We start from the raw sequence: 18,014 nt of genomic DNA on the forward strand, positions 1-18,014 counted from the left end.
CCATGCGAACTGTCTATGTAAACGGTGAATATCTGCCCGAGGATCAGGCCAAGGTCTCGATCTTTGACCGGGGTTTCCTGATGGCCGATGGGGTCTATGAGGTGACGAGCGTGCTGGATGGCAAGCTCATCGCCTTTGACGGCCATGCCGAGCGTCTGACCCGCTCGATGAACGAGCTTGACATGCGCGCGCCTGCGACCACCGAAGAACTGCTGGAAATCCACCGCGAGTTGGTGCGGCTGAACGACATCAAAGACGGGTTGATCTATCTTCAGGTCACGCGCGGGTCGGATGGCGACCGCGATTTCGCCTTCCCCGACCCCGAGACCACCGCGCCCTCGCTGGTGCTGTTCACGCAATCCAAGCCGGGGTTGGTCGACAACCCCGCCGCCCGTGACGGCATCCGCGTGATCAGCATCGAAGACATCCGTTGGGGCCGCCGCGATATCAAAACGGTGCAGCTGCTCTACCCGTCGATGGGCAAGATGATGGCCAAGAAAGCCGGTGTCGAAGACGCCTGGATGGTCGAAGAGGGTTTCGTGACCGAAGGCACGTCGAACAACGCCTATATCGTCAAGGACGGCAAGATCGTCACCCGCGAAACCTCCAGTGACATTCTGCACGGGATCACCCGTAAGGCGGTGCTGGAACTGGCCCGCGAGGCGCAGATGCAGGTGGAGGAGCGCAACTTCACCATCGAAGAGGCGCAGCAGGCGGATGAGGCTTTCGTCACCTCGGCCAGCGCTTTCGTGACGCCGGTGGTTGAGATCGACGGCGCCAAGATCGGCAGCGGCACGCCGGGCAAGCTTGCGCCCCGTTTGCGTGAAATCTATCTCGAAGAGATGCGCAAAACCGCGATCTGAGTTTCAGAACCGCGATAGAACCAGCCCCGCCGCCACCAGCGCGGCGGCGGCAATGCGGGTGGGGGTGATGGCCTGCACCGACAGCCCCAAGAGCCCCGTGGCATCGATCACCAGCGCCGCGCTCAACTGGCCAAGGATCAGCGCCGAGATCACTGTCAGCGCCCCCAGCGTTGGGATCGCCCAAAGCACCGACCAGACGTAGAAGGCCCCCAACACCCCGCCCAGCAGCAAAACGGGCGAGGCCGAGGCCGCGCGGGGCAGGGCGCTCAACTCGCCCCGCAGCAGCAAGACCCCCAACAGGATCGCAAAGCCGACGCCAAAGGACACCGCCGCCGCAGCGACTCCGCTGCCGATGTTGCGGCCTAAGGCAGCGTTGATCGGGGTTTGCAGGGCCACGGCGGCCCCGGCGATGGCGACGGTGATAAGGGCGAGGATGGGGGTGTTCATGGCGGCTCCGCTCTGTTTGGCCCCAGCATGAGAGATGTCCCGCCGGGTGCAAGGGCTTTCGCAGCGAGCGCCCGCGCGGCTAGACTGGCGCAAAGAGGAGGCCGCGATGCGCAGAGAGATTGACCGGGCAGAGATGGAAGCCGCCGTGGGCCGTGAATTGGGCGTCTCGCCGTGGTTCATGATGGATCAGGCGCGGATCGACGCCTTTGCCGATGTGACCGAGGACCACCAGTTCATCCATGTCGACCCGCTCCGCGCGGCCAAGACGGATTTCGGCGGCACCGTGGCCCATGGGATGCTCACCCTATCGATGATGTCGGGCATGGCTTACGGCGCGCTGCCGGTGGTGGCGGGCACGAAGGCGTCGATCAACTACGGGTTCGACAGCGTGCGCTTCATCGCACCTGTGCATTCCGGCAAGCGGATTCGGGGGCGGTTCACGCTGGCCGAGGCACAGAGGCGCGGGCGGGGTGACCTGATGACCCGCTTTGCCGCAACGGTAGAGATCGAAGGCGCCGCGCGGCCTGCGCTCAAGGCGGATTGGCTTGTGCTCTATCAGTTCTAGGCGAAGCCTTTGAGCACGCTTGGCCAAGGCAAAGGCGGGCGCACAGGGATGCACGCCCGCTTTGTGGGTTCATTCAAGCGGGTTGCTCAACCCTTTCCGACATTCTCTTCAAAAGCGGTTTTAAACGCCTCTTTCTGGCTGTCGTTCGCATCGGTCTGATAGTTGGCTTTCCATTCGTCCATCGTCATCCCGTAGAACAACTCGCGCGCCTCGTCCTTGCCCATCTCGATCCCGCGTTCGTTGGCGGCCTCTTGATACCAGCGCGACAGGCAGTTGCGGCAAAAACCGGCGAGGTTCATCATGTCGATGTTCTGCACATCCGTCCGATCTTCCATCAGGTGTTTCTGCAACCGGCGAAAGGCGGCAGCTTGCAGTTCGATCTCTTGTTGGCTGGGCATGACAGCTTCCTTCTCATATCACTGGACGGGACCGCGATGGACCGTCATTCTGATGAAACCTTTGACAGGCACTCATGGGGGCGCTAGGCCACCGGACAGGCGATGTTATCGTTAACATTCGCTCTGGGGACATAGGACACGAAGGAACAGATATGAGACGTTTGCGCAATGTAAAGATCGTGGCCACGCTTGGGCCAGCCTCTGAAACCCGAGAGGTGATCGCGGCATTGCACAACGCCGGGGCGGATGTTTTCCGCCTGAACATGAGCCACGGAAGCCACGAAGAGATCCGGGAAAAACACCGGATCATCCGCGATATCGAGAAAGAGACCGGCGGCGCGATCGGCATTCTGGCGGACCTTCAGGGGCCGAAGCTGCGCGTTGGTGTGTTCGAGGGCGATGGGCCAACCTTGGAAGAGGGGGCGTCTTTCCGGCTTGATCTTGACGAGACGCCGGGCGATGCGACCCGCGTCTGCCTGCCCCATCCTGAGATTTTCGCGGCGCTTGAGCCGGGCGCGAGCCTGTTGGTCAATGACGGCAAGATCCGCCTCAAGGTGCGCGACTGCGGCCCGGATTTCGCCGATTGCGAAGTGGTCACAGGCGGTGTCATCTCAAACCGCAAGGGCGTGAACGTGCCCGATGTGCTGCTGCCGCTGGCCGCGCTTTCCGAGAAAGACCGCGCCGATCTGGAGTTCGTCTGCGAATTGGGGGTCGACTGGCTCGCCCTCAGCTTTGTCCAGCGGCCCGAGGATGTGACCGAGGCGCGCGATCTGGTCAGAGGCCGGGCGGCGGTGCTGTCGAAGATCGAGAAGCCCGCGGCGGTGGAGCGGTTCGAAGCGATCTTGGATGTCAGCGATGGCATCATGGTGGCGCGGGGCGATCTGGGCGTGGAGCTGCCGGTGCAGAATGTGCCGCCGATTCAGAAACGTCTGGTGCGCAAATGCCGCGCGGCGGCCAAGCCGGTGATCGTGGCGACACAGATGCTCGAATCGATGATCGAAAGCCCGATGCCGACCCGCGCCGAAGTCTCGGACGTGGCGACCGCGATTTACGAAGGTGCCGACGCCGTGATGCTAAGCGCCGAATCTGCCGCCGGGGATTACCCGCTGCAGGCCGTGGCGACGATGGATAACGTGGCTCAAGAGGTCGAAGCCGATGCGACCTATACGCAGATCATCGAATCCTCGCGCACGGCGGATCGCACCACCGTGGCCGATGGCATCGTCGCCGCCGCGCGTGAGATTGCCGAGACGACGGACATCAAGGCGATCTGCTGCTTTACCCAATCGGGCACCACCGCCCTGCTGACCGCCCGCGAACGGCCCCGCGTGCCGATTATCGCCCTGTCGCCGCTGGTCAACACCGCGCGGCGTCTGGCGCTGAGCTGGGGCACGAATTGCATCATCACAGATGGACATGACCGGTTTAAGCTCGCCGTCTTGAGCGCCGCGCGGGCCGCCTTGTCAGAGGGTTACGCCGGACCGGAGGATCATATCGTGGTGACCGCAGGCGTGCCGTTCAACGTGCCGGGCAGCACCAATATTCTGCGCGTCGCGCCCTGTGACGAACGTTTGATTTACGCCTCCGATCCAGAGTAGCCTTTCCCCAGATAGGGGGATGTTGCGTGAACTCTGACTTGGCAATGGTGATGGGCATCGTTCTGGCGGTGCTGTCGATCCCCTCGATCCTGTCCGCGGTGACCGACCGTCGGTCGCCGCGCGCCTCGGCCATCACGATCTTGATCGCGGGCGGACTGATCGTCTTTGCGCTGCGCGAAAACCCGGGGCGCTATTCCTTTGAGAACCTGCCGGAGGTCTTCGTCTCGGTCGCGGCGGACTTCTTGCCCTGAGGGGCCGTGCGAAACCTCTTGCATCCCTGACCGACCGCGCCTATACGGCGCATCTTAGCCTGCACGACCGGCCTCAAGTGGCATGCCGAGTCGTGTTTATACCGAACTCAAAAGACGGAGACGGAAATGCCCAAGATGAAGACGAAATCGAGCGCCAAGAAGCGCTTCAAGGTCTCGGCGACCGGCAAGGTCATCGCCAGCCAAGCCGGCAAACAGCACGGTATGATCAAGCGGACCAACAAGTTCATCCGTAACGCACGCGGCACGACAACCCTGTCGGAAGCCGATGCAAAGATCGTCAAGGGCTTCATGCCCTACGCCCGCTGATTAAGGAGAGCCGAGATGTCCCGAGTTAAAGGTGGTACAGTCACCCACGCGCGTCACAAGAAGATCATCAAAGCCGCGAAAGGCTACTATGGTCGGCGCAAGAACGTCTTCAAGGTCGCCACGCAGGCGGTCGACAAGGCCAACCAATATGCAACGCGTGACCGCAAGAATCGCAAGCGCAACTTCCGCGCCCTGTGGATCCAGCGGATCAACGCCGCCGTGCGCAGCCACGACGAGGCGCTGACATACAGCCGCTTCATCAACGGCCTGACGCTGGCCGGCATCGAAGTGGATCGGAAGGTTCTGGCCGATCTGGCCGTGCACGAGCCCGAAGCCTTCGGTGCGATCGTCAAGCAAGCGCAGGACGCGCTGGCGGCCTAAGCCAAGATTGCTTTGAATTTGCGAAAGCCCTGCCGGATGGTGGGGCTTTTTGCGTTTGGGGGATCTGCGTTTCGGGCCGGCGTGCGGGCCTTGCCACAATCTTGCCCCGATAATCCCTTGCCACGGCCTTGCCTGCTCCTCACCCCCATGGACAATGTGCCCCAACGACAGGTCACTGTGCAGCCTATCTGCACCGGTGCCGCAGCAATTGGCGCTGTTCGTCGGCAAGTTATTTATAAATGGTGGGGACGTTTATGCCCGGAATTGTGATCAATAGGTTGGACGAAGACCCCCATGAGACGGTCTATGGTATTCGCGATGATACCAGTTCGCGCGGCGTCGATCTGGAGGGCGCGCGGATCACGCTGACCTATGCCGACGGCTCGGTCGAGACGCTGACGTGGCACGCAACAGATCCCTATACGAATGGCGCGGCGGTGGGGGAGGATACCCATATGTCCTTCGGCTATGACTGGCACCATCTGGAGACGACCAAACCGCTCGCCACGATGGAGATTGACCTCCAGCCCGCCAGTTCCGTCTTCGACACCACCACCACGTCGGATGACGATCCAAACGGTGGCTCGACCCCCACCTCGCTTGAGGGGTATCCCTTCCGCGTGGAGTCCGGCTCGCGGGATTTGGCCGGTGATCTTGAGGTGACCTATTCCGGCATCGTCAATCTGGCGGGCAGCCCGGCTGCGGGGGATCTTTTCACCACCATGACAGTCGATTTCTCAGACCTGCCCGAGGGCGGGTTATTGGGAAATTTGGCATGGAAGTCCGACATCGACACGATGCGCGAGGAGGGCGATCTGGTCTCGACCGGTGTGGCCTGTTTCGCGCGCGGCACGCTGATCACCACCGAGGCGGGCGATCTCCCGGTCGAGGCTTTGGCCCCCGGCGTGCGCGTGCTGACCCAAGGCCACGGCTATCAGGAGCTTGTCGCGGCGCTGCGCCGTTCGGTCGGGGCGGGGGAGTTGGCGAAGAACCCCAAGCTTTACCCCATCCGTATCCGTGCCGGAGCCTTGGGCGCAGGGCTGCCGAAGCGTGACCTCATGGTCTCAAGGCAGCATCGCATGGTCGCGCGTTCAGGCATCGTCAAGCGGATCTGCGGCGCGATGGCCGTGCTCGTCGCCGCGATCCGGTTGACCGAACTGCCGGGGGTGCATGTGGATGAGGGCATCTCACAGGTAGAGTATTTCCACTTGGTCTTTGAAAAACACCAGATCGTTTATGCCGAGGGCGCGCCGAGCGAGAGCTTTTTGCTGAATGCCGACACCGTGAAGACCCTCGGTCAGGCGCAGCGCGAGGAGTTCGCGACGCTCTTCCCCGCTTTGGTTGAGGGTGACGGCTTCGGCACCCCCGCGCATCAGATCCCAGCGGGGCCCGTGCAAAAGCGATTGGTCGCAAAGCACAAGAAAAACGGGCGCGCCCTGTTATCGGTTTAGGGTGTCGGGGTCATAGGGATTGTGGCTGGCGGCGGACAGGTTGATCCCGTCCTGTGACGCGCGGTGCGCAATCGCCTCTTCGCTGCGGTTCAGTTGCACCGCGATGAAGCTGGTCGCCGTGCCCTCTGCCGCAAGAATGCGAAGCTGTTCGAGGTCTTCGGCGCTCCATGGGGCGCCGGTGCTGCGGTCATAATCTGCCATGTCGGAGGCTCCTTTCACGGGCAAAACACGGCGCGGCCTGTGGCGGTTCCTCCCATGGGGAGAGGGGGCGCGGTCTTGCGCCCCCTCCTGCCGTCACTTCAAAAGCGCCAGCATCTCTTTCGCCGCTTCCTCGGACGAGGCGGGGTTCTGGCCGGTGACCAGCTTGCCGTCGACCAGCACATAAGACGCCCAATCGTCGCCTTTGCTGTAGTCGCCGCCGTTTTCCTTCAGCATGTCTTCGACCAAGAAGGGCACCACCTCGGTCAGACCAACGCCTTCTTCCTCGGTGTTGGTAAAACCGGTCACGCGCTTGCCCGAGACCAGCGGCTTGCCGTCGGCTTGGGTATCTTTGAACACGGCAGGCGCGTGGCACACGGCCCCCACGGGGCGGTCGGAGGCCCAGAAGGTTTCGATCAGGCGCTTGCTGTCGGCATCATTGGCCAGATCCCACAGGGGGCCGTGGCCGCCGGGGTAGAAGATCGCATCGAAACCGTCGGCGTCCACATCGCCCAGCACTTTGGTCGAGGCCAGCGCCTGCTGCGCGGCGTCATCGTCTTTGAACCGGCGGGTGGCATCGGTCTGCGCGTCTTCGCTGTCGCTATTGGGGTCGAGCGGCGGCTGCCCGCCCTTGGGTGAGGCCAGCGTCACATCCGCGCCCGCGTCTTTGAAAACGTAATAGGGGGCTGCGAATTCTTCGAGCCAGAAACCGGTCTTATTGCCGGTGTCGCCCAATTCGTCATGCGATGTCAGAACCATCAGGATTTTCATAGGTCTCTCCTTTCGGGGGAGGTTGGGCGCGCCGCTGAAGCAGGGCGCGCCGAGGGGATGCGGCCTAACGCTTTGCGGAGGTGGTGGTTCCCCCATGGCGCCACAACCCCTACGGCTTGCATTCGAGGGGCGAGAGGGCTAGCAGGACGGGGTATTATTCCAAGGGCCTGTCATGGACGATCTGAAGCAAAAGTACCTGAGCCAAATCGCCGATGCTGGCGACGAATCCGCGCTGGAAGACATCCGGCTGGCCGCCGTGGGCAAAAAGGGCGAAGTGGCGCTGAAAATGCGCGAGCTTGGCAAGATGACCCCCGAAGAGCGGCAGGTCGCTGGCCCCGCGCTGAACGCGCTGAAGGATGAGATCAACTCGGCCCTCGCCGCCAAGAAGGCCGGCCTTGCCGATGCCGCGCTGGACGAGCGCCTGCGCAGCGAATGGCTCGACGTGACCCTGCCCACGCGGCACCAGCGTCAGGGCAGTATCCATCCGGTCAGCCAAGTGACCGAAGAACTGACCGCGATCTTTGCCGAAATGGGCTTTTCCGTCGCCGAAGGCCCGCGCATCGACACCGATTGGTACAACTTCGACGCGCTGAACATCCCCGGCCACCACCCCGCGCGGGCCGAGATGGACACCTTCTATATGGCGCGTGCCGAGGGTGACGAGCGCGCCCCCCATGTGCTGCGCACCCATACCTCGCCTGTGCAGATCCGCACGATGGAGGCCGAAGGCGCGCCCCTGCGCATCATCTGCCCCGGCGGTGTGTATCGTGCCGATTACGACCAGACCCACACGCCGATGTTCCATCAGGTCGAAGGTCTCGCGATCGACAAGGATATCTCGATGGCGAACCTCAAGTGGACGCTTGAGGAATTCTTTGCCGCGTTCTTCGAGATCGACGGCATCAAGACCCGCTTCCGCGCCTCGCACTTTCCGTTCACCGAGCCTTCGGCCGAGGTCGACATCCAGTGTTCTTGGGTCGACGGCCAGCTGCGCATCGGCGAGGGTGATGGCTGGTTGGAGGTGCTCGGCTCCGGCATGGTGCACCCCAAGGTGTTGCAGGCGGGCGGGATCGATCCGAACGAGTGGCAGGGCTTTGCCTTTGGCATGGGGATCGACCGGATCGCGATGCTGAAATACGGTATTCCGGATCTGCGGGCGTTCTTTGATTCAGACCTGCGCTGGCTGCGGCATTATGGGTTCGCGAGCTTGGATCAGCCGAATTTGCATGGTGGGTTGTCGCGCTAAACTGCGCATGGAGCCTGCGACGACCGCCGCAGAAACATCAAAATGCACCGCGTGAGGCATGTCTGATATGAAACTCTTTCGACACGAGAACCGCGAGAACAACGCCCGATCTCGCGCGCTTTATGCGAAGTTCGAGATCGCCTACACGCTTATCGATTTCTGCGCGGCTGTCTGTTTCGTTGTCGGCTCCGTGCTGTTTTTCTTCGAAAGCACGCAGACCAGCGCGACATGGCTCTTTTTGATCGGGTCGATCTTCTTTGCGGCCAAGCCTTGTCTGCGGGTGGTCCGCGAAATCAAACTTTATCGGATGGGCGACATGGCCGATCTGGCCAAACGTTACGAGAATTAGGGAACGATCATGAAATTCACCCTCTCCTGGCTCAAGGACCATCTCGACACCACGGCGTCGATTGATGAGATCACCTATGCCCTGACCGACCTCGGCCTCGAAGTCGAAGGCGTCGAAAACCCGGCGGCGAAGCTTGCCGAGTTCACCCTCGGCTATGTGCAATCGGCCGAGAAACACCCCGATGCGGACCGGCTGAACGTCTGTCAGGTGGAAACCGACGAAGGCGTCATGCAGATCATCTGCGGCGCGCCCAATGCCCGCGCGGGCATCACCGTCGTCGTGGCCAAGCCGGGCGTCTATGTGCCGGGGATCGACACAACCATCGGCGTGGGCAAAATTCGCGGCGTCGAAAGCTTCGGTATGATGGCCTCCGAACGCGAGATGGAGCTGAGCGAAGAGCACGACGGCATTATCGAACTGCCCTCGGGCAAGCCCGGCGACCGGTTCATCGACTGGCTGGCCGAGAATGATCCCGCGAAGGTCGACCCGGTGATCGAGATCGCGATTACGCCTAACCGCCCCGATGCGCTCGGCGTGCGCGGCATTGCGCGCGACCTCGCGGCGCGGGGTCTGGGCAAGCTGAAGCCGCGCGATTGCGACGCGGTGGCGGGTAGCTTTGCCTCGCCGATCAGCGTCAGCATTGATGACGACACGCTGGACGGCTGCCCGGTGTTCTATGGCCGCTTGATTAAAGGCGTGAAGAACGGCCACAGCCCGCAGTGGCTGCAGGACCGGCTCCGCGCCATCGGGCTGCGGCCGATCTCGTTCCTCGTGGACGTGACCAACTTCTTCACCTTCGACCGCAACCGCCCGCTGCATGTCTTCGACGCCGACAAGGTCGCGGGCAATCTCCGCGTGCACCGCGCCAAGGGCGGCGAGGAGATCGCGGCGCTCGATGAGAAGAGCTACACCCTGCAAGAGGGCCAGATGGCTATCTCCGACGATAGCGGCGTGGAAAGCATCGCGGGCATCATGGGCGGCGAGGCGACCGGTGTGACCGAGGAGACGGTGAACGTCTTTGTCGAGAGCGCCTATTGGGACCCGGTCCAGATCGCCTATGCGGGCCGCGCGTTGAAGATCAACTCGGACGCGCGCTACCGGTTCGAGCGCGGCGTCGACCCGGCCTTCACGCCCGAGGGGCTTGAGCATGCCACGCGGATGATCCTCGATCACGCGGGCGGTGAGGCCTCCGAGGTTGTGGTCGCGGGGCAGGTGCCCGACACCTCGCGCGCCTACAAGCTTGATACCGCGCGGGTGCAGTCGCTCGTGGGCATGACGATCCCTGAGAGTGACCAGCGTGAGACGCTGAACGCGCTCGGCTTCCATCTCGACGGCGACATGGCGCAGGTGCCAAGCTGGCGGCCTGATGTGCAGGGCGAGGCCGATCTGGTCGAGGAAGTCGCGCGCATCGCCTCGCTGACGCAGCTCGAAGGCAAGCCCCTACCGCGCCTGACCACGGGCGTGCCGCGCCCGGTGCTCTCTCCCATGCAGCGCCGCGTGGTGACGGCACGGCGCACGGCGGCGGCGCTCGGCTACAACGAATGCGTGAGCTACAGCTTCATCGACCAAGCCTCGGCGGCGCTCTTCGGGGGCGGCACCGATGTGACGCGGCTGGAGAACCCGATTTCGTCGGACATGAGCCACATGCGGCCCGACCTGCTGCCCGGCCTGCTGCAAGCTGCCGCCCGCAATCAGGCCCGCGGCTTTGCCGACATGGCGTTGTTCGAGGTCGGCCCCGCCTTCTCCGGCGGGGAGCCGGGCGAGGAGCAGGTCATGGTCTCCGGTCTTCTGGTGGGTCGCACCGGCCCGCGGGATGTGCATGGCGCGGCGCGCGCGGTGGATGTCTATGACGTGAAAGCCGATGCCGAAGCAGTGCTGGCCGCCATCGGCGCGCCCGCCAAGGTGCAGATCCTGCGCGGGGCTGATGAATGGTGGCACCCGGGCCGTCACGGCAAGATCTGCCTCGGCCCCAAGAAGGTGCTCGGCGTCTTCGGCGAGGTGCATCCGCGCGTTCTGGCGGCGATGGACGTGAAGGGCCCGGCGATGGCCTTCACCCTCTACCCCGCTGAAGTCCCGCTGCCGCGCAAATCCGGCGCCACGCGCCCAGCATTGCAGATCAGCGACCTGCAGGCGGTCGAGCGTGACTTCGCCTTTGTCGTCGATGCCGATGTCGAGGCGCTGGCGCTGGTCAATGCCGCCAAGGGTGCCGACAAGAATCTGATCGAAGACGTGCGCGTTTTCGACGAGTTCATCGGCGGCAGCCTCGGCGAAGGTAAGAAATCCCTCGCCATCACCGTGCGCCTGCAGCCCAGCGACAAGACGCTGAAGGATGCAGACATCGAAGCCGTGGGTGCTAAGGTGGTCGAAAAGGTGACCAAGGCCACCGGCGGCGTGCTGCGCGGCTGAACCAAGGAAGGACGGAAACGATGAAAGTCTACCTCTCCGGTGAAATCCACACCGATTGGCGCGAACAGATCACCGAAGGGGCGCGCAGCCTCGACGTGACCTTCACGGCGCCCGTCACCGACCACGCCGCCTCTGATGACTGCGGCGTGGCGATCCTCGGCGCGGAGGACGACAAGTTCTGGCATGACCGTAAGGGCGCACAGATCAACGCGATCCGCACCCGCAAGGCGATTGCCGAGGCGGATGTCGTCGTGGTGCGTTTCGGTGACCAGTACAAGCAGTGGAACGCGGCCTTCGATGCGGGCTATGCCGCAGCACTTGGCAAATCGCTGATCATCCTGCACGGCCCCGACCACGCCCATGCGCTGAAAGAGGTCGACGCGGCGGCGCTCGCCGTGGCCTCCGAGCCTGCGCAGGTGGTGGAGATTCTGCGCTATGTCCTGACCGGTACGCTGCCGGGGTGACGCGGCAGCGGGGCTAGCCGCGTTAAAATTGAACATCTATCAAGGGTTTAAGCGCGAATCGATTCGGCAGCGTGCTGGACGCCGCTGCTTTGCGGACTAAACCTTCACTAGCTGGAGGTTCATCAGCCGTGATCTGCCCCCCGAAAGGCAGGCCATATCCGACCCCCGCTGTCGTGCCATAATCGCGCGGCGGGTTAACTTTGGAAGGAGAAGGTCCATTTTAGCCGACACGCCCGCAGAGCAGGACGAGCGTCTAGAGACGCTCTATTCCTATGATATTCTTGATACCGAAGCCGAAGCGGATTTCGACGATATCGTCGAGCTTTCGTCCAATATCTGCGAAACGCCCGTCTCTCTGATCAGTCTGGTTGATGAAAAGCGCCAATGGTTCAAGGCGCGCGTCGGGTTCGAGCCGCATGAGACGGCCCTTGATCAATCGGTCTGCTCTCATGCTATTCTCGATGAGGGCTATACCGAGATTGCGGATATGGGGGCGGATCCGCGCACCTCCGACAATCCGCTTTATGTTGGCGACCCTCGGGTGAAATTCTATGCCGGTGCCAATCTTGTCGCGCCGAACGGCCAGCCGATTGGCACGCTTTGCGTGCTGGATACCAAGCCGCGGACCCTGAATGATTTTCAACGCCAAGCGCTGCAAACCCTGTCGCGCCATGTGATGATGCAGTTGGAACTGCGCAAGAAAATCCGCATCGAAGCGGCGCTGCGCGCCGAGATGGACCACCGGGTGAAGAACTCGTTCCAGACCATCGCCTCATTGCTGCGCATGGCGACGCGCAAGGTGCAAGACCCCGACGCCAAGGACGTGCTTGCCCTTGTCGAGCGCCGTTTCGGCGCGGTGGCATCGCTGCACAGCGAGTTGATGGGGCAGGGTGGCCGAAGCAAGGTGCAAACCACCTCCTATCTCGAACAACTGAACAAGCTTCTCGCCGCCAGCGCGCCGGACCACGTTACCATCTTTTGCGCGGCTGAGCCGGGCGAGTTGCAGGCCGTGCAGGCCTCAGCCCTCGGCATGATCGTGAGCGAATTCGTGGCCAATTCGATCAAACACGCCTTCGCCGGGGACCGGGCAGGGGAAATCAAAATCTCCCTACGGCGGCAGAAGGGGGCCGAGGGCTGGCTTTTGGAATGCCGTGACAATGGCTGCGGCCATGCCGGTGCCGTCTCGGGGGCCGATAGCACGGGGCTGGGGCGGATGTTAATGGCCACGGCAGCCGAGCAGTTGAACGGGCGTCTGACGACCGATTTCAGCCCCGAGGGCGCGCTTTTGCGGGTCTGTTTTCGGGATTGAACAGGCGCGGGCCGTAAAACGCGCGATTTACCGTAAAACTTTATTGACCGTTCTATATGCTAGTCCGCACTATCGACCGTGATGGCGGGGTTATCGGCGCGCCTTAGAATAGGGACAGAACTGTGATTCAAGAATTCAAGGATTTCATCGCCAAGGGCAATGTCATGGACATGGCCGTTGGTATCATCATCGGCGCGGCCTTCACGGCGATCGTGTCGTCACTGGTGGCGGACCTGATCAACCCGATCATCGGGCTTTTCACCGGCGGGGTGGATTTCACCAATAACTATGCCGTGCTGTCGGGCGATGTGCCCGCGACGGCTTCGCTAGAGCAGGCGCGGGAGGCGGGGGCTTCGGTCTTCGCCTATGGCTCGTTCCTGATGGCCGTGATCAACTTTTTCATCATCGCCTTCGTGGTCTTCATCCTGGTGAAGATGGTGAACCGGGTGAAGGCGGCTGCGGAAAAGCCGGATGAGGTGGCACCAGAGGTCAAGACCGGCCCATCGCAGCTCGATGTATTGTTGGAAATTCGAGACGCTTTGAAGACGCGCTGAGCGCTGCTTTCGAAATGGAAAGGCCCGCCAATCTGGCGGGCCTTTTGTTTGGCCGCTGACGTTCAGCCCGCGATGGCCTGATCCGCGGTGATGCTGTCGAGCCCAAGCGCTTCGCCCACGGCGGCATAGGTCAGCTTGCCCGCGTGGACGTTCAGCCCGGCCTTGAGGTGCGGGTCATCCGCGCAGGCCTGTTTCCAGCCCTTGTCGGCCAGTGCCAGCATGAAGGGCATGGTGGCGTTGCCAAGCGCGATGGTCGAGGTGCGCGCCACCGCGCCGGGCATATTGGCCACACAGTAATGCATGATGCCGTCGACCTCATAAACCGGGTCTTGGTGCGTCGTCGCCTTGGAAGTCTCGAAGCAGCCGCCTTGGTCGATGGCCACGTCGACCAGCGCCGCTCCGGGTTTGAGTTCCGACAGTTGCGCGCGGCTGATCAGCTTGGGGGCCGCGGCCCCGGGGATCAGCACCGCGCCGATGATCATATCGGCCTCACGCGCCAGTTCGATGGTGTTGCCCGCGCTGGCATAGGCGGTCTTGAAGGTGCCGCCATAGATGTCATCGAGATAGCGCATCCGGGGCAGGGAGCGGTCGAGCACGGTCACATCCGCGCCCATGCCCGCGGCGATGCGGGCCGCATGGGTGCCGACGACGCCGCCGCCGATGACCATAACCTTAGCCGGGCCGACACCGGGCACGCCGCCCATCAGCACGCCGCGCCCGCCATTGGCCTTTTGCAGCGTCCATGCGCCGACCTGCGGTGCCAAACGGCCCGCGACCTCGGACATTGGGGCCAGAAGGGGCAGGCCGCCATTGCGGTCGGTCACGGTTTCATAGGCAATCGCCGTGCAGCCCGAGGCTAGCAGATCGTGGGTTTGATCCGGGTCGGGCGCGAGGTGCAGATAGGTGAAGAGCAGCTGGCCTTCGCGCAGCATCTTGCGTTCGCCCGCCTGCGGCTCCTTGACCTTGACGATCATGTCGGCTGTGGCAAAGATCTCCTCGGCCGTGTCGATGATGGTGGCGCCTGCGGCGGTGTAGTCAGCGTCTTCGAAACCCGCGCCGACCCCGGCCCCCGCCTGCACGATAACCTCATGCCCATGGGCGATGGCTTCTTGTGCGGCATTGGGCGTCAGGCCGACGCGGAATTCCTGCGGTTTGATTTCTGTCGGGCATCCGATTTTCATGGGGGGTCCTCCTCCTCCGTAGTGGGACAGGATTATCATATCCGCCGTGCATATCGCTGCGAAATTGGGGTCGCCAAGGGGCGCATCCTTCGAATATAATCGCGCTGGGTTGCTTCCTCACGCGAAAGTATTGCGCATATGGCCTTGGATGAGATTGATCGGCGTGTTCTGCGGGCTTTGCAGCGCAATGGGCGGATGTCCAATGCTGAACTGTCGGAGGTGGTGCATCTGTCGCCTTCGGCCTGTCATCGCCGTGTACAGCGGTTGGAGAAGGAAGGGTATATCCGCGACTATGTGGCCCTCTTGGACCCGCGCAAGCTGGATATGCCGACGACGGTCTTTGTGGAGATCACTCTACAGGCGCAGGCCGAAGAGGTGTTGGAGGCCTTCGAGAAGTCGGTCTCGCGCATTCCCGACGTGTTGGAGTGTCACCTGATGGCCGGGACGGCGGATTACCTGTTGAAGATCGTGGCCGAGAATACCGAAGATTTCGCTCGTATTCACCGCCAGCATTTGGCGCGGCTGCCGGGGGTGGCGCAGATGCAGTCGAGTTTTGCGCTCAGGACGGTGTGCAAGACCACGGCGCTGCCGGTGTAGTTGGAAAGCCCGGAATCAAGGCCGTAAGGCCGCCGGGCAGCGCCAGACCGCCCGGACGGGCTGGCGCTTTTGCAATCGGAGTGCTGGCCCGGAGCCTTGCACATGGGTTGCCGCCATAAACTGCCCAATCGAAGGGATTTCGAGCGCCATTCCGCGGTCTGGCGCTGCCCGGCTCCGCTGCGCTCCCCCACAAAACAAAACCCCCGCTGCCATGGGCACCGGGGGTTCTATATCTGTCGCGTGTCGCGGGGATGATTTACATCATACCTTCGCGTTGCGCTTTTTTGCGTGCCAGCTTACGGGCACGGCGGATCGCTTCAGCTTTCTCGCGCGCTTTTTTCTCGGACGGTTTCTCGAAATGTTGCTTGAGCTTCATTTCACGGAAAACGCCTTCGCGCTGGAGCTTTTTCTTCAGAGCCCGGAGGGCCTGATCGACGTTGTTGTCGCGAACACTAACCTGCATGTGGTTGTCACCACCTTTCTAGGATAAAGTTGCAAGGAATTGCAGGAAATGGGCCTATAACAGCCTATATCACGTTTGTCCACCCCATCACGCCCCGATAGGAGCCCGCCATGACACCGCCCAAGGCCGACCCAAAGGACCAATTGCTGGATGCCGCATTGATGCATGTGCCGTTTGACGGCTGGTCGCCCGCGACCTTCAACGCCGCGATCAAGGACAGCGGTCTGGACCCGGCGCTGGCCCGTGCGGTCTGCCCGCGCGGTGCGGTCGATCTCGCGGTGGCCTATCACCGGCGCGGCGATGCCAAGATGGTCGAAGGCTTGGCGCAGGCCGATCTGTCAGCGCTGCGCTTCAGGGACCGTATCGCCAAGGCCGTGCGCCTGCGGCTCGAAGCCGGGGATCGTGAGGCGATCCGCCGGGGCAGCACGCTTTTCGCCCTGCCGCATCACGCCCCCGAAGGGGCCGGGCTGATCTGGGAGACCAGCGATAAGATTTGGACCGCGCTTGGCGATACCTCGGAGGATGTGAATTGGTACAGCAAGCGGGCCACGCTGTCGGGGGTCTATTCGGCCACGCTGCTCTATTGGCTGGGGGATGCCAGTGAGGGGCATCAGGCGACATGGTCGTTCCTCGACCGGCGCATCGACGATGTGATGCAGATCGAAAAGCTCAAATCCCATGTGCGCGAAAGCCCGACGCTGAGCCGTCTGATGGCCGGGCCGAACTGGCTGTTGAGCCATGTCAAGGCCCCGCGCGGGCAACGTGACCCCGATCTGCCGGGCCGTTGGACGCCGCCAAGCTGAGGCGCGCTGCGGGCTTCCCCGCCCGCGCGGCAGGTGGTAGGGCGGGGCACCCGGTTTTACCACAGGCACCCGATGACCAACGCGACCCTTCCGCTCATCGATATCGACAGCATCAGCTACACCCCCGGCGGCACGCCGGTGCTGCAGGGCGTGAGCCTGAGCTCCGATGCCGCGCGGATCGGCATCGTGGGCCGCAACGGCTCGGGCAAGACCTCTTTCGCGCGGGTTCTGTCGGGGCTGGTGGCCGCTGATGAGGGGCAGGTGCGGATTGCCGGGGTCGATGTGGCCCGCGATCGCCGCCGCGCGATTGGCGCGGTCGGTATCCTGTTTCAGAACCCCGACCACCAGATCATCTTCCCCACGGTAGAAGAGGAAATCGCCTTTGGCCTACGGCAAATGGGCCAATCCAAAGCGGAGGCCGCGCGGGGCGTGGCGGCGATCCTCGGGCAATTTGACAAGCGCCATTGGGCGCAGGCGTCGATTCACCAACTCTCCCAAGGGCAGCGGCAGTTGGTTTGCCTGATGGCGGTCTTGGCGATGCAGCCACGGGTGGTGGTGTTGGACGAACCCTTTGCCGGGCTCGACATCCCCACGCGGTTGCACCTCGAACGGGTTTTGGCGGGGCTGGACCTGACGCTGGTCCATATCACCCACGATCCGGCGGCGGTGGCGGCATACGATCACGTTCTCTGGCTGGAGCGCGGCGAGGTCGTCCAGCAAGGCAGCGCCCGCCCGGTGCTGCGCGCCTTTGAGACGCGGATGAAGGAATTGGGGGCGAGTGATGATCTCTCTGACCTCGCCGGTTGAGACCCGCGCCCATGGCTGGCCTGCCGGGGCCAAGCTGGGGGCGCTCTGCCTGGCCACGCTTCTGCTCTTCGGGGTGGAGGAGCCGGTTTGGCAAATTCTCTTCTGTGCCGGGATGCTGCTGCTCTATGCCCTGCCGGGGCGGCCCTTTCTGCGCGCCGGGTTGGGGCGTCTGTGGATGCTTTGGCCTTTCGTCGGGCTGATCCTGCTGTGGCATGTCTTGACCGACGATGCGGAGGCGGGCCTCGTGATCGCGCTGCGGATGATCACTGCCGTGGGGCTTGCAAACCTCGTCACCATGACCACGAAACTTACCGATATGATGGGGGTGGTGCACTGGCTCGCCGCTCCGCTGCGCCGTTTCGGGCTGCGCACGCGGAGCCTTGAGTTGGCCGTGGCGCTGGTGGTGCGTTTCACCCCCGTACTGGCGGCCAAGGGGCAGATGCTGTCGCTGGCGTGGCGCGCACGGTCGCGCAGGCGGGCGGGCTGGCGCGTGGTGATGCCCTTCACGGTTCTGGCCATCGACGATGCCGAACATGTGGCCGAGGCGCTGCGCGCGCGGGGCGGTCTGTAATGCTTGACCGGGGC

General features: G+C 63.1%; 24 protein-coding genes. 17 read left to right on the forward strand and 7 right to left on the reverse strand.

Features of this window, described 5'->3' with window-relative positions; translation table 11 throughout:
- Nucleotides 1-2 precede the first annotated feature (2 nt).
- Entirely contained in the window at nt 3-863 is an 861-nt protein-coding gene (locus ACGYK9_RS12610) for a D-amino-acid transaminase (protein WP_394411172.1), read from the forward strand.
- 3 nt (nt 864-866) lie between these two features.
- Here the strand turns inward: ACGYK9_RS12610 and ACGYK9_RS12615 are convergent, their stop codons facing one another.
- Entirely contained in the window at nt 867-1,310 is a 444-nt protein-coding gene (locus ACGYK9_RS12615) for a DMT family transporter (protein ID WP_209216582.1), read from the reverse strand.
- 106 nt (nt 1,311-1,416) lie between these two features.
- Here ACGYK9_RS12615 and ACGYK9_RS12620 point away from each other — a divergent pair, with 106 nt between their 5' ends.
- Nucleotides 1,417-1,875, forward strand: coding sequence for a MaoC family dehydratase (locus tag ACGYK9_RS12620; RefSeq protein ID WP_394411175.1), 459 nt, complete (start codon nt 1,417-1,419; stop codon nt 1,873-1,875).
- A gap of 86 nt (nt 1,876-1,961) precedes the next feature.
- Here ACGYK9_RS12620 and ACGYK9_RS12625 read toward each other — a convergent pair whose 3' ends face one another.
- The gene (locus ACGYK9_RS12625; protein WP_067264526.1) at nt 1,962-2,273 is read right to left on the reverse strand and encodes a DUF1244 domain-containing protein; all 312 of its coding nucleotides are present in this window, start codon (nt 2,271-2,273) and stop codon (nt 1,962-1,964) included.
- A 152-nt stretch (nt 2,274-2,425) separates the two neighbouring features.
- Between ACGYK9_RS12625 and pyk the strand changes: the two genes are divergently transcribed.
- The 5 genes from pyk to ACGYK9_RS12650 all read left to right on the forward strand — a co-directional run bounded on the left by pyk (nt 2,426) and on the right by ACGYK9_RS12650 (nt 6,281).
- The gene (gene pyk / locus ACGYK9_RS12630; RefSeq protein WP_271692464.1) at nt 2,426-3,871 is read left to right on the forward strand and encodes a pyruvate kinase; all 1,446 of its coding nucleotides are present in this window, start codon (nt 2,426-2,428) and stop codon (nt 3,869-3,871) included.
- Nucleotides 3,872-3,897: 26 nt separating this feature from the next.
- Entirely contained in the window at nt 3,898-4,122 is a 225-nt protein-coding gene (locus ACGYK9_RS12635) for a hypothetical protein (protein ID WP_394411178.1), read from the forward strand.
- Between the two features lie 126 nt (nt 4,123-4,248).
- Nucleotides 4,249-4,449 carry a 50S ribosomal protein L35 gene (gene rpmI, locus ACGYK9_RS12640; RefSeq protein ID WP_067264506.1) on the forward strand — a complete coding sequence of 67 codons (201 nt, stop codon included), beginning with the start codon at nt 4,249-4,251 and terminating at the stop codon, nt 4,447-4,449.
- A 15-nt stretch (nt 4,450-4,464) separates the two neighbouring features.
- Nucleotides 4,465-4,830 carry a 50S ribosomal protein L20 gene (gene rplT / locus ACGYK9_RS12645; protein WP_067264504.1) on the forward strand — a complete coding sequence of 122 codons (366 nt, stop codon included), beginning with the start codon at nt 4,465-4,467 and terminating at the stop codon, nt 4,828-4,830.
- 254 nt (nt 4,831-5,084) lie between these two features.
- Nucleotides 5,085-6,281, forward strand: coding sequence for a Hint domain-containing protein (locus ACGYK9_RS12650; RefSeq protein WP_394422545.1), 1,197 nt, complete (start codon nt 5,085-5,087; stop codon nt 6,279-6,281).
- On the opposite strand, the gene ACGYK9_RS12655 is transcribed toward ACGYK9_RS12650, so the two are convergent.
- Both ACGYK9_RS12655 and ACGYK9_RS12660 read right to left on the reverse strand, forming a co-directional pair.
- The gene (locus ACGYK9_RS12655; RefSeq protein WP_394411184.1) at nt 6,270-6,482 is read right to left on the reverse strand and encodes a hypothetical protein; all 213 of its coding nucleotides are present in this window, start codon (nt 6,480-6,482) and stop codon (nt 6,270-6,272) included. The genes ACGYK9_RS12650 and ACGYK9_RS12655 overlap by 12 nt on opposite strands.
- 93 nt (nt 6,483-6,575) lie before the next feature.
- The gene (locus ACGYK9_RS12660; protein ID WP_394411188.1) at nt 6,576-7,250 is read right to left on the reverse strand and encodes a type 1 glutamine amidotransferase domain-containing protein; all 675 of its coding nucleotides are present in this window, start codon (nt 7,248-7,250) and stop codon (nt 6,576-6,578) included.
- 172 nt (nt 7,251-7,422) lie between these two features.
- Here ACGYK9_RS12660 and pheS point away from each other — a divergent pair, with 172 nt between their 5' ends.
- From pheS to ACGYK9_RS12680, 4 genes are all read left to right on the forward strand, one after another.
- Nucleotides 7,423-8,496, forward strand: a complete 1,074-nt coding sequence (pheS, locus tag ACGYK9_RS12665; RefSeq protein ID WP_394411191.1) for a phenylalanine--tRNA ligase subunit alpha — start codon at nt 7,423-7,425, stop codon at nt 8,494-8,496.
- 67 nt (nt 8,497-8,563) lie between these two features.
- Nucleotides 8,564-8,845, forward strand: coding sequence for a YrhK family protein (locus ACGYK9_RS12670; RefSeq protein ID WP_271693862.1), 282 nt, complete (start codon nt 8,564-8,566; stop codon nt 8,843-8,845).
- 9 nt (nt 8,846-8,854) lie between these two features.
- A complete protein-coding gene (gene pheT / locus ACGYK9_RS12675; protein WP_394411194.1) occupies nt 8,855-11,251 on the forward strand; it encodes a phenylalanine--tRNA ligase subunit beta in 2,397 nt (798 codons plus the stop codon).
- A gap of 20 nt (nt 11,252-11,271) precedes the next feature.
- On the forward strand, nt 11,272-11,715 hold the full coding sequence (locus tag ACGYK9_RS12680) for a YtoQ family protein (protein WP_394411197.1): 444 nt from the start codon (nt 11,272-11,274) through the stop codon (nt 11,713-11,715).
- A 253-nt stretch (nt 11,716-11,968) separates the two neighbouring features.
- On the opposite strand, the gene ACGYK9_RS12685 is transcribed toward ACGYK9_RS12680, so the two are convergent.
- A complete protein-coding gene (locus ACGYK9_RS12685; protein WP_271692454.1) occupies nt 11,969-12,133 on the reverse strand; it encodes a hypothetical protein in 165 nt (54 codons plus the stop codon).
- Between ACGYK9_RS12685 and ACGYK9_RS12690 the strand changes: the two genes are divergently transcribed.
- The gene (locus ACGYK9_RS12690) at nt 12,080-13,024 is read left to right on the forward strand and encodes a histidine kinase dimerization/phosphoacceptor domain -containing protein (protein WP_394411390.1); all 945 of its coding nucleotides are present in this window, start codon (nt 12,080-12,082) and stop codon (nt 13,022-13,024) included. The genes ACGYK9_RS12685 and ACGYK9_RS12690 overlap by 54 nt on opposite strands.
- A 122-nt stretch (nt 13,025-13,146) precedes the next feature.
- A complete protein-coding gene (mscL, locus tag ACGYK9_RS12695; RefSeq protein ID WP_209216569.1) occupies nt 13,147-13,578 on the forward strand; it encodes a large conductance mechanosensitive channel protein MscL in 432 nt (143 codons plus the stop codon).
- A 62-nt stretch (nt 13,579-13,640) separates the two neighbouring features.
- Here the strand turns inward: mscL and ald are convergent, their stop codons facing one another.
- Nucleotides 13,641-14,759, reverse strand: a complete 1,119-nt coding sequence (gene ald / locus ACGYK9_RS12700) for an alanine dehydrogenase (RefSeq protein WP_394411200.1) — start codon at nt 14,757-14,759, stop codon at nt 13,641-13,643.
- Nucleotides 14,760-14,897: 138 nt separating this feature from the next.
- Between ald and ACGYK9_RS12705 the strand changes: the two genes are divergently transcribed.
- The gene (locus ACGYK9_RS12705) at nt 14,898-15,356 is read left to right on the forward strand and encodes an Lrp/AsnC family transcriptional regulator (RefSeq protein WP_120351940.1); all 459 of its coding nucleotides are present in this window, start codon (nt 14,898-14,900) and stop codon (nt 15,354-15,356) included.
- Nucleotides 15,357-15,612: 256 nt separating this feature from the next.
- Here the strand turns inward: ACGYK9_RS12705 and rpsU are convergent, their stop codons facing one another.
- Nucleotides 15,613-15,819: a 30S ribosomal protein S21 gene (rpsU, locus tag ACGYK9_RS12710; RefSeq protein WP_007118112.1), complete on the reverse strand. Its 207-nt coding sequence runs from the start codon at nt 15,817-15,819 to the stop codon at nt 15,613-15,615.
- Between the two features lie 110 nt (nt 15,820-15,929).
- Here rpsU and ACGYK9_RS12715 point away from each other — a divergent pair, with 110 nt between their 5' ends.
- The 3 genes from ACGYK9_RS12715 (at nt 15,930) to ACGYK9_RS12725 (ending at nt 18,000) form a co-directional block, all read left to right on the forward strand.
- Nucleotides 15,930-16,622 (forward strand): COQ9 family protein, encoded by a 693-nt coding sequence (locus tag ACGYK9_RS12715; protein ID WP_394411203.1) that lies wholly within the window; start codon nt 15,930-15,932, stop codon nt 16,620-16,622.
- A gap of 72 nt (nt 16,623-16,694) precedes the next feature.
- Nucleotides 16,695-17,429: an energy-coupling factor ABC transporter ATP-binding protein gene (locus ACGYK9_RS12720; RefSeq protein ID WP_271692450.1), complete on the forward strand. Its 735-nt coding sequence runs from the start codon at nt 16,695-16,697 to the stop codon at nt 17,427-17,429.
- Nucleotides 17,404-18,000 carry an energy-coupling factor transporter transmembrane protein EcfT gene (locus ACGYK9_RS12725; RefSeq protein WP_394411206.1) on the forward strand — a complete coding sequence of 199 codons (597 nt, stop codon included), beginning with the start codon at nt 17,404-17,406 and terminating at the stop codon, nt 17,998-18,000. Before ACGYK9_RS12720 ends, ACGYK9_RS12725 begins: the two co-directional genes overlap by 26 nt.
- The last annotated feature ends 14 nt before the right edge of the window (nt 18,001-18,014 follow it).

This window comes from Sulfitobacter sp. 1A15258, from assembly GCF_043557045.1.
In the GTDB taxonomy this organism is placed as follows: domain Bacteria; phylum Pseudomonadota; class Alphaproteobacteria; order Rhodobacterales; family Rhodobacteraceae; genus Sulfitobacter; species Sulfitobacter faviae.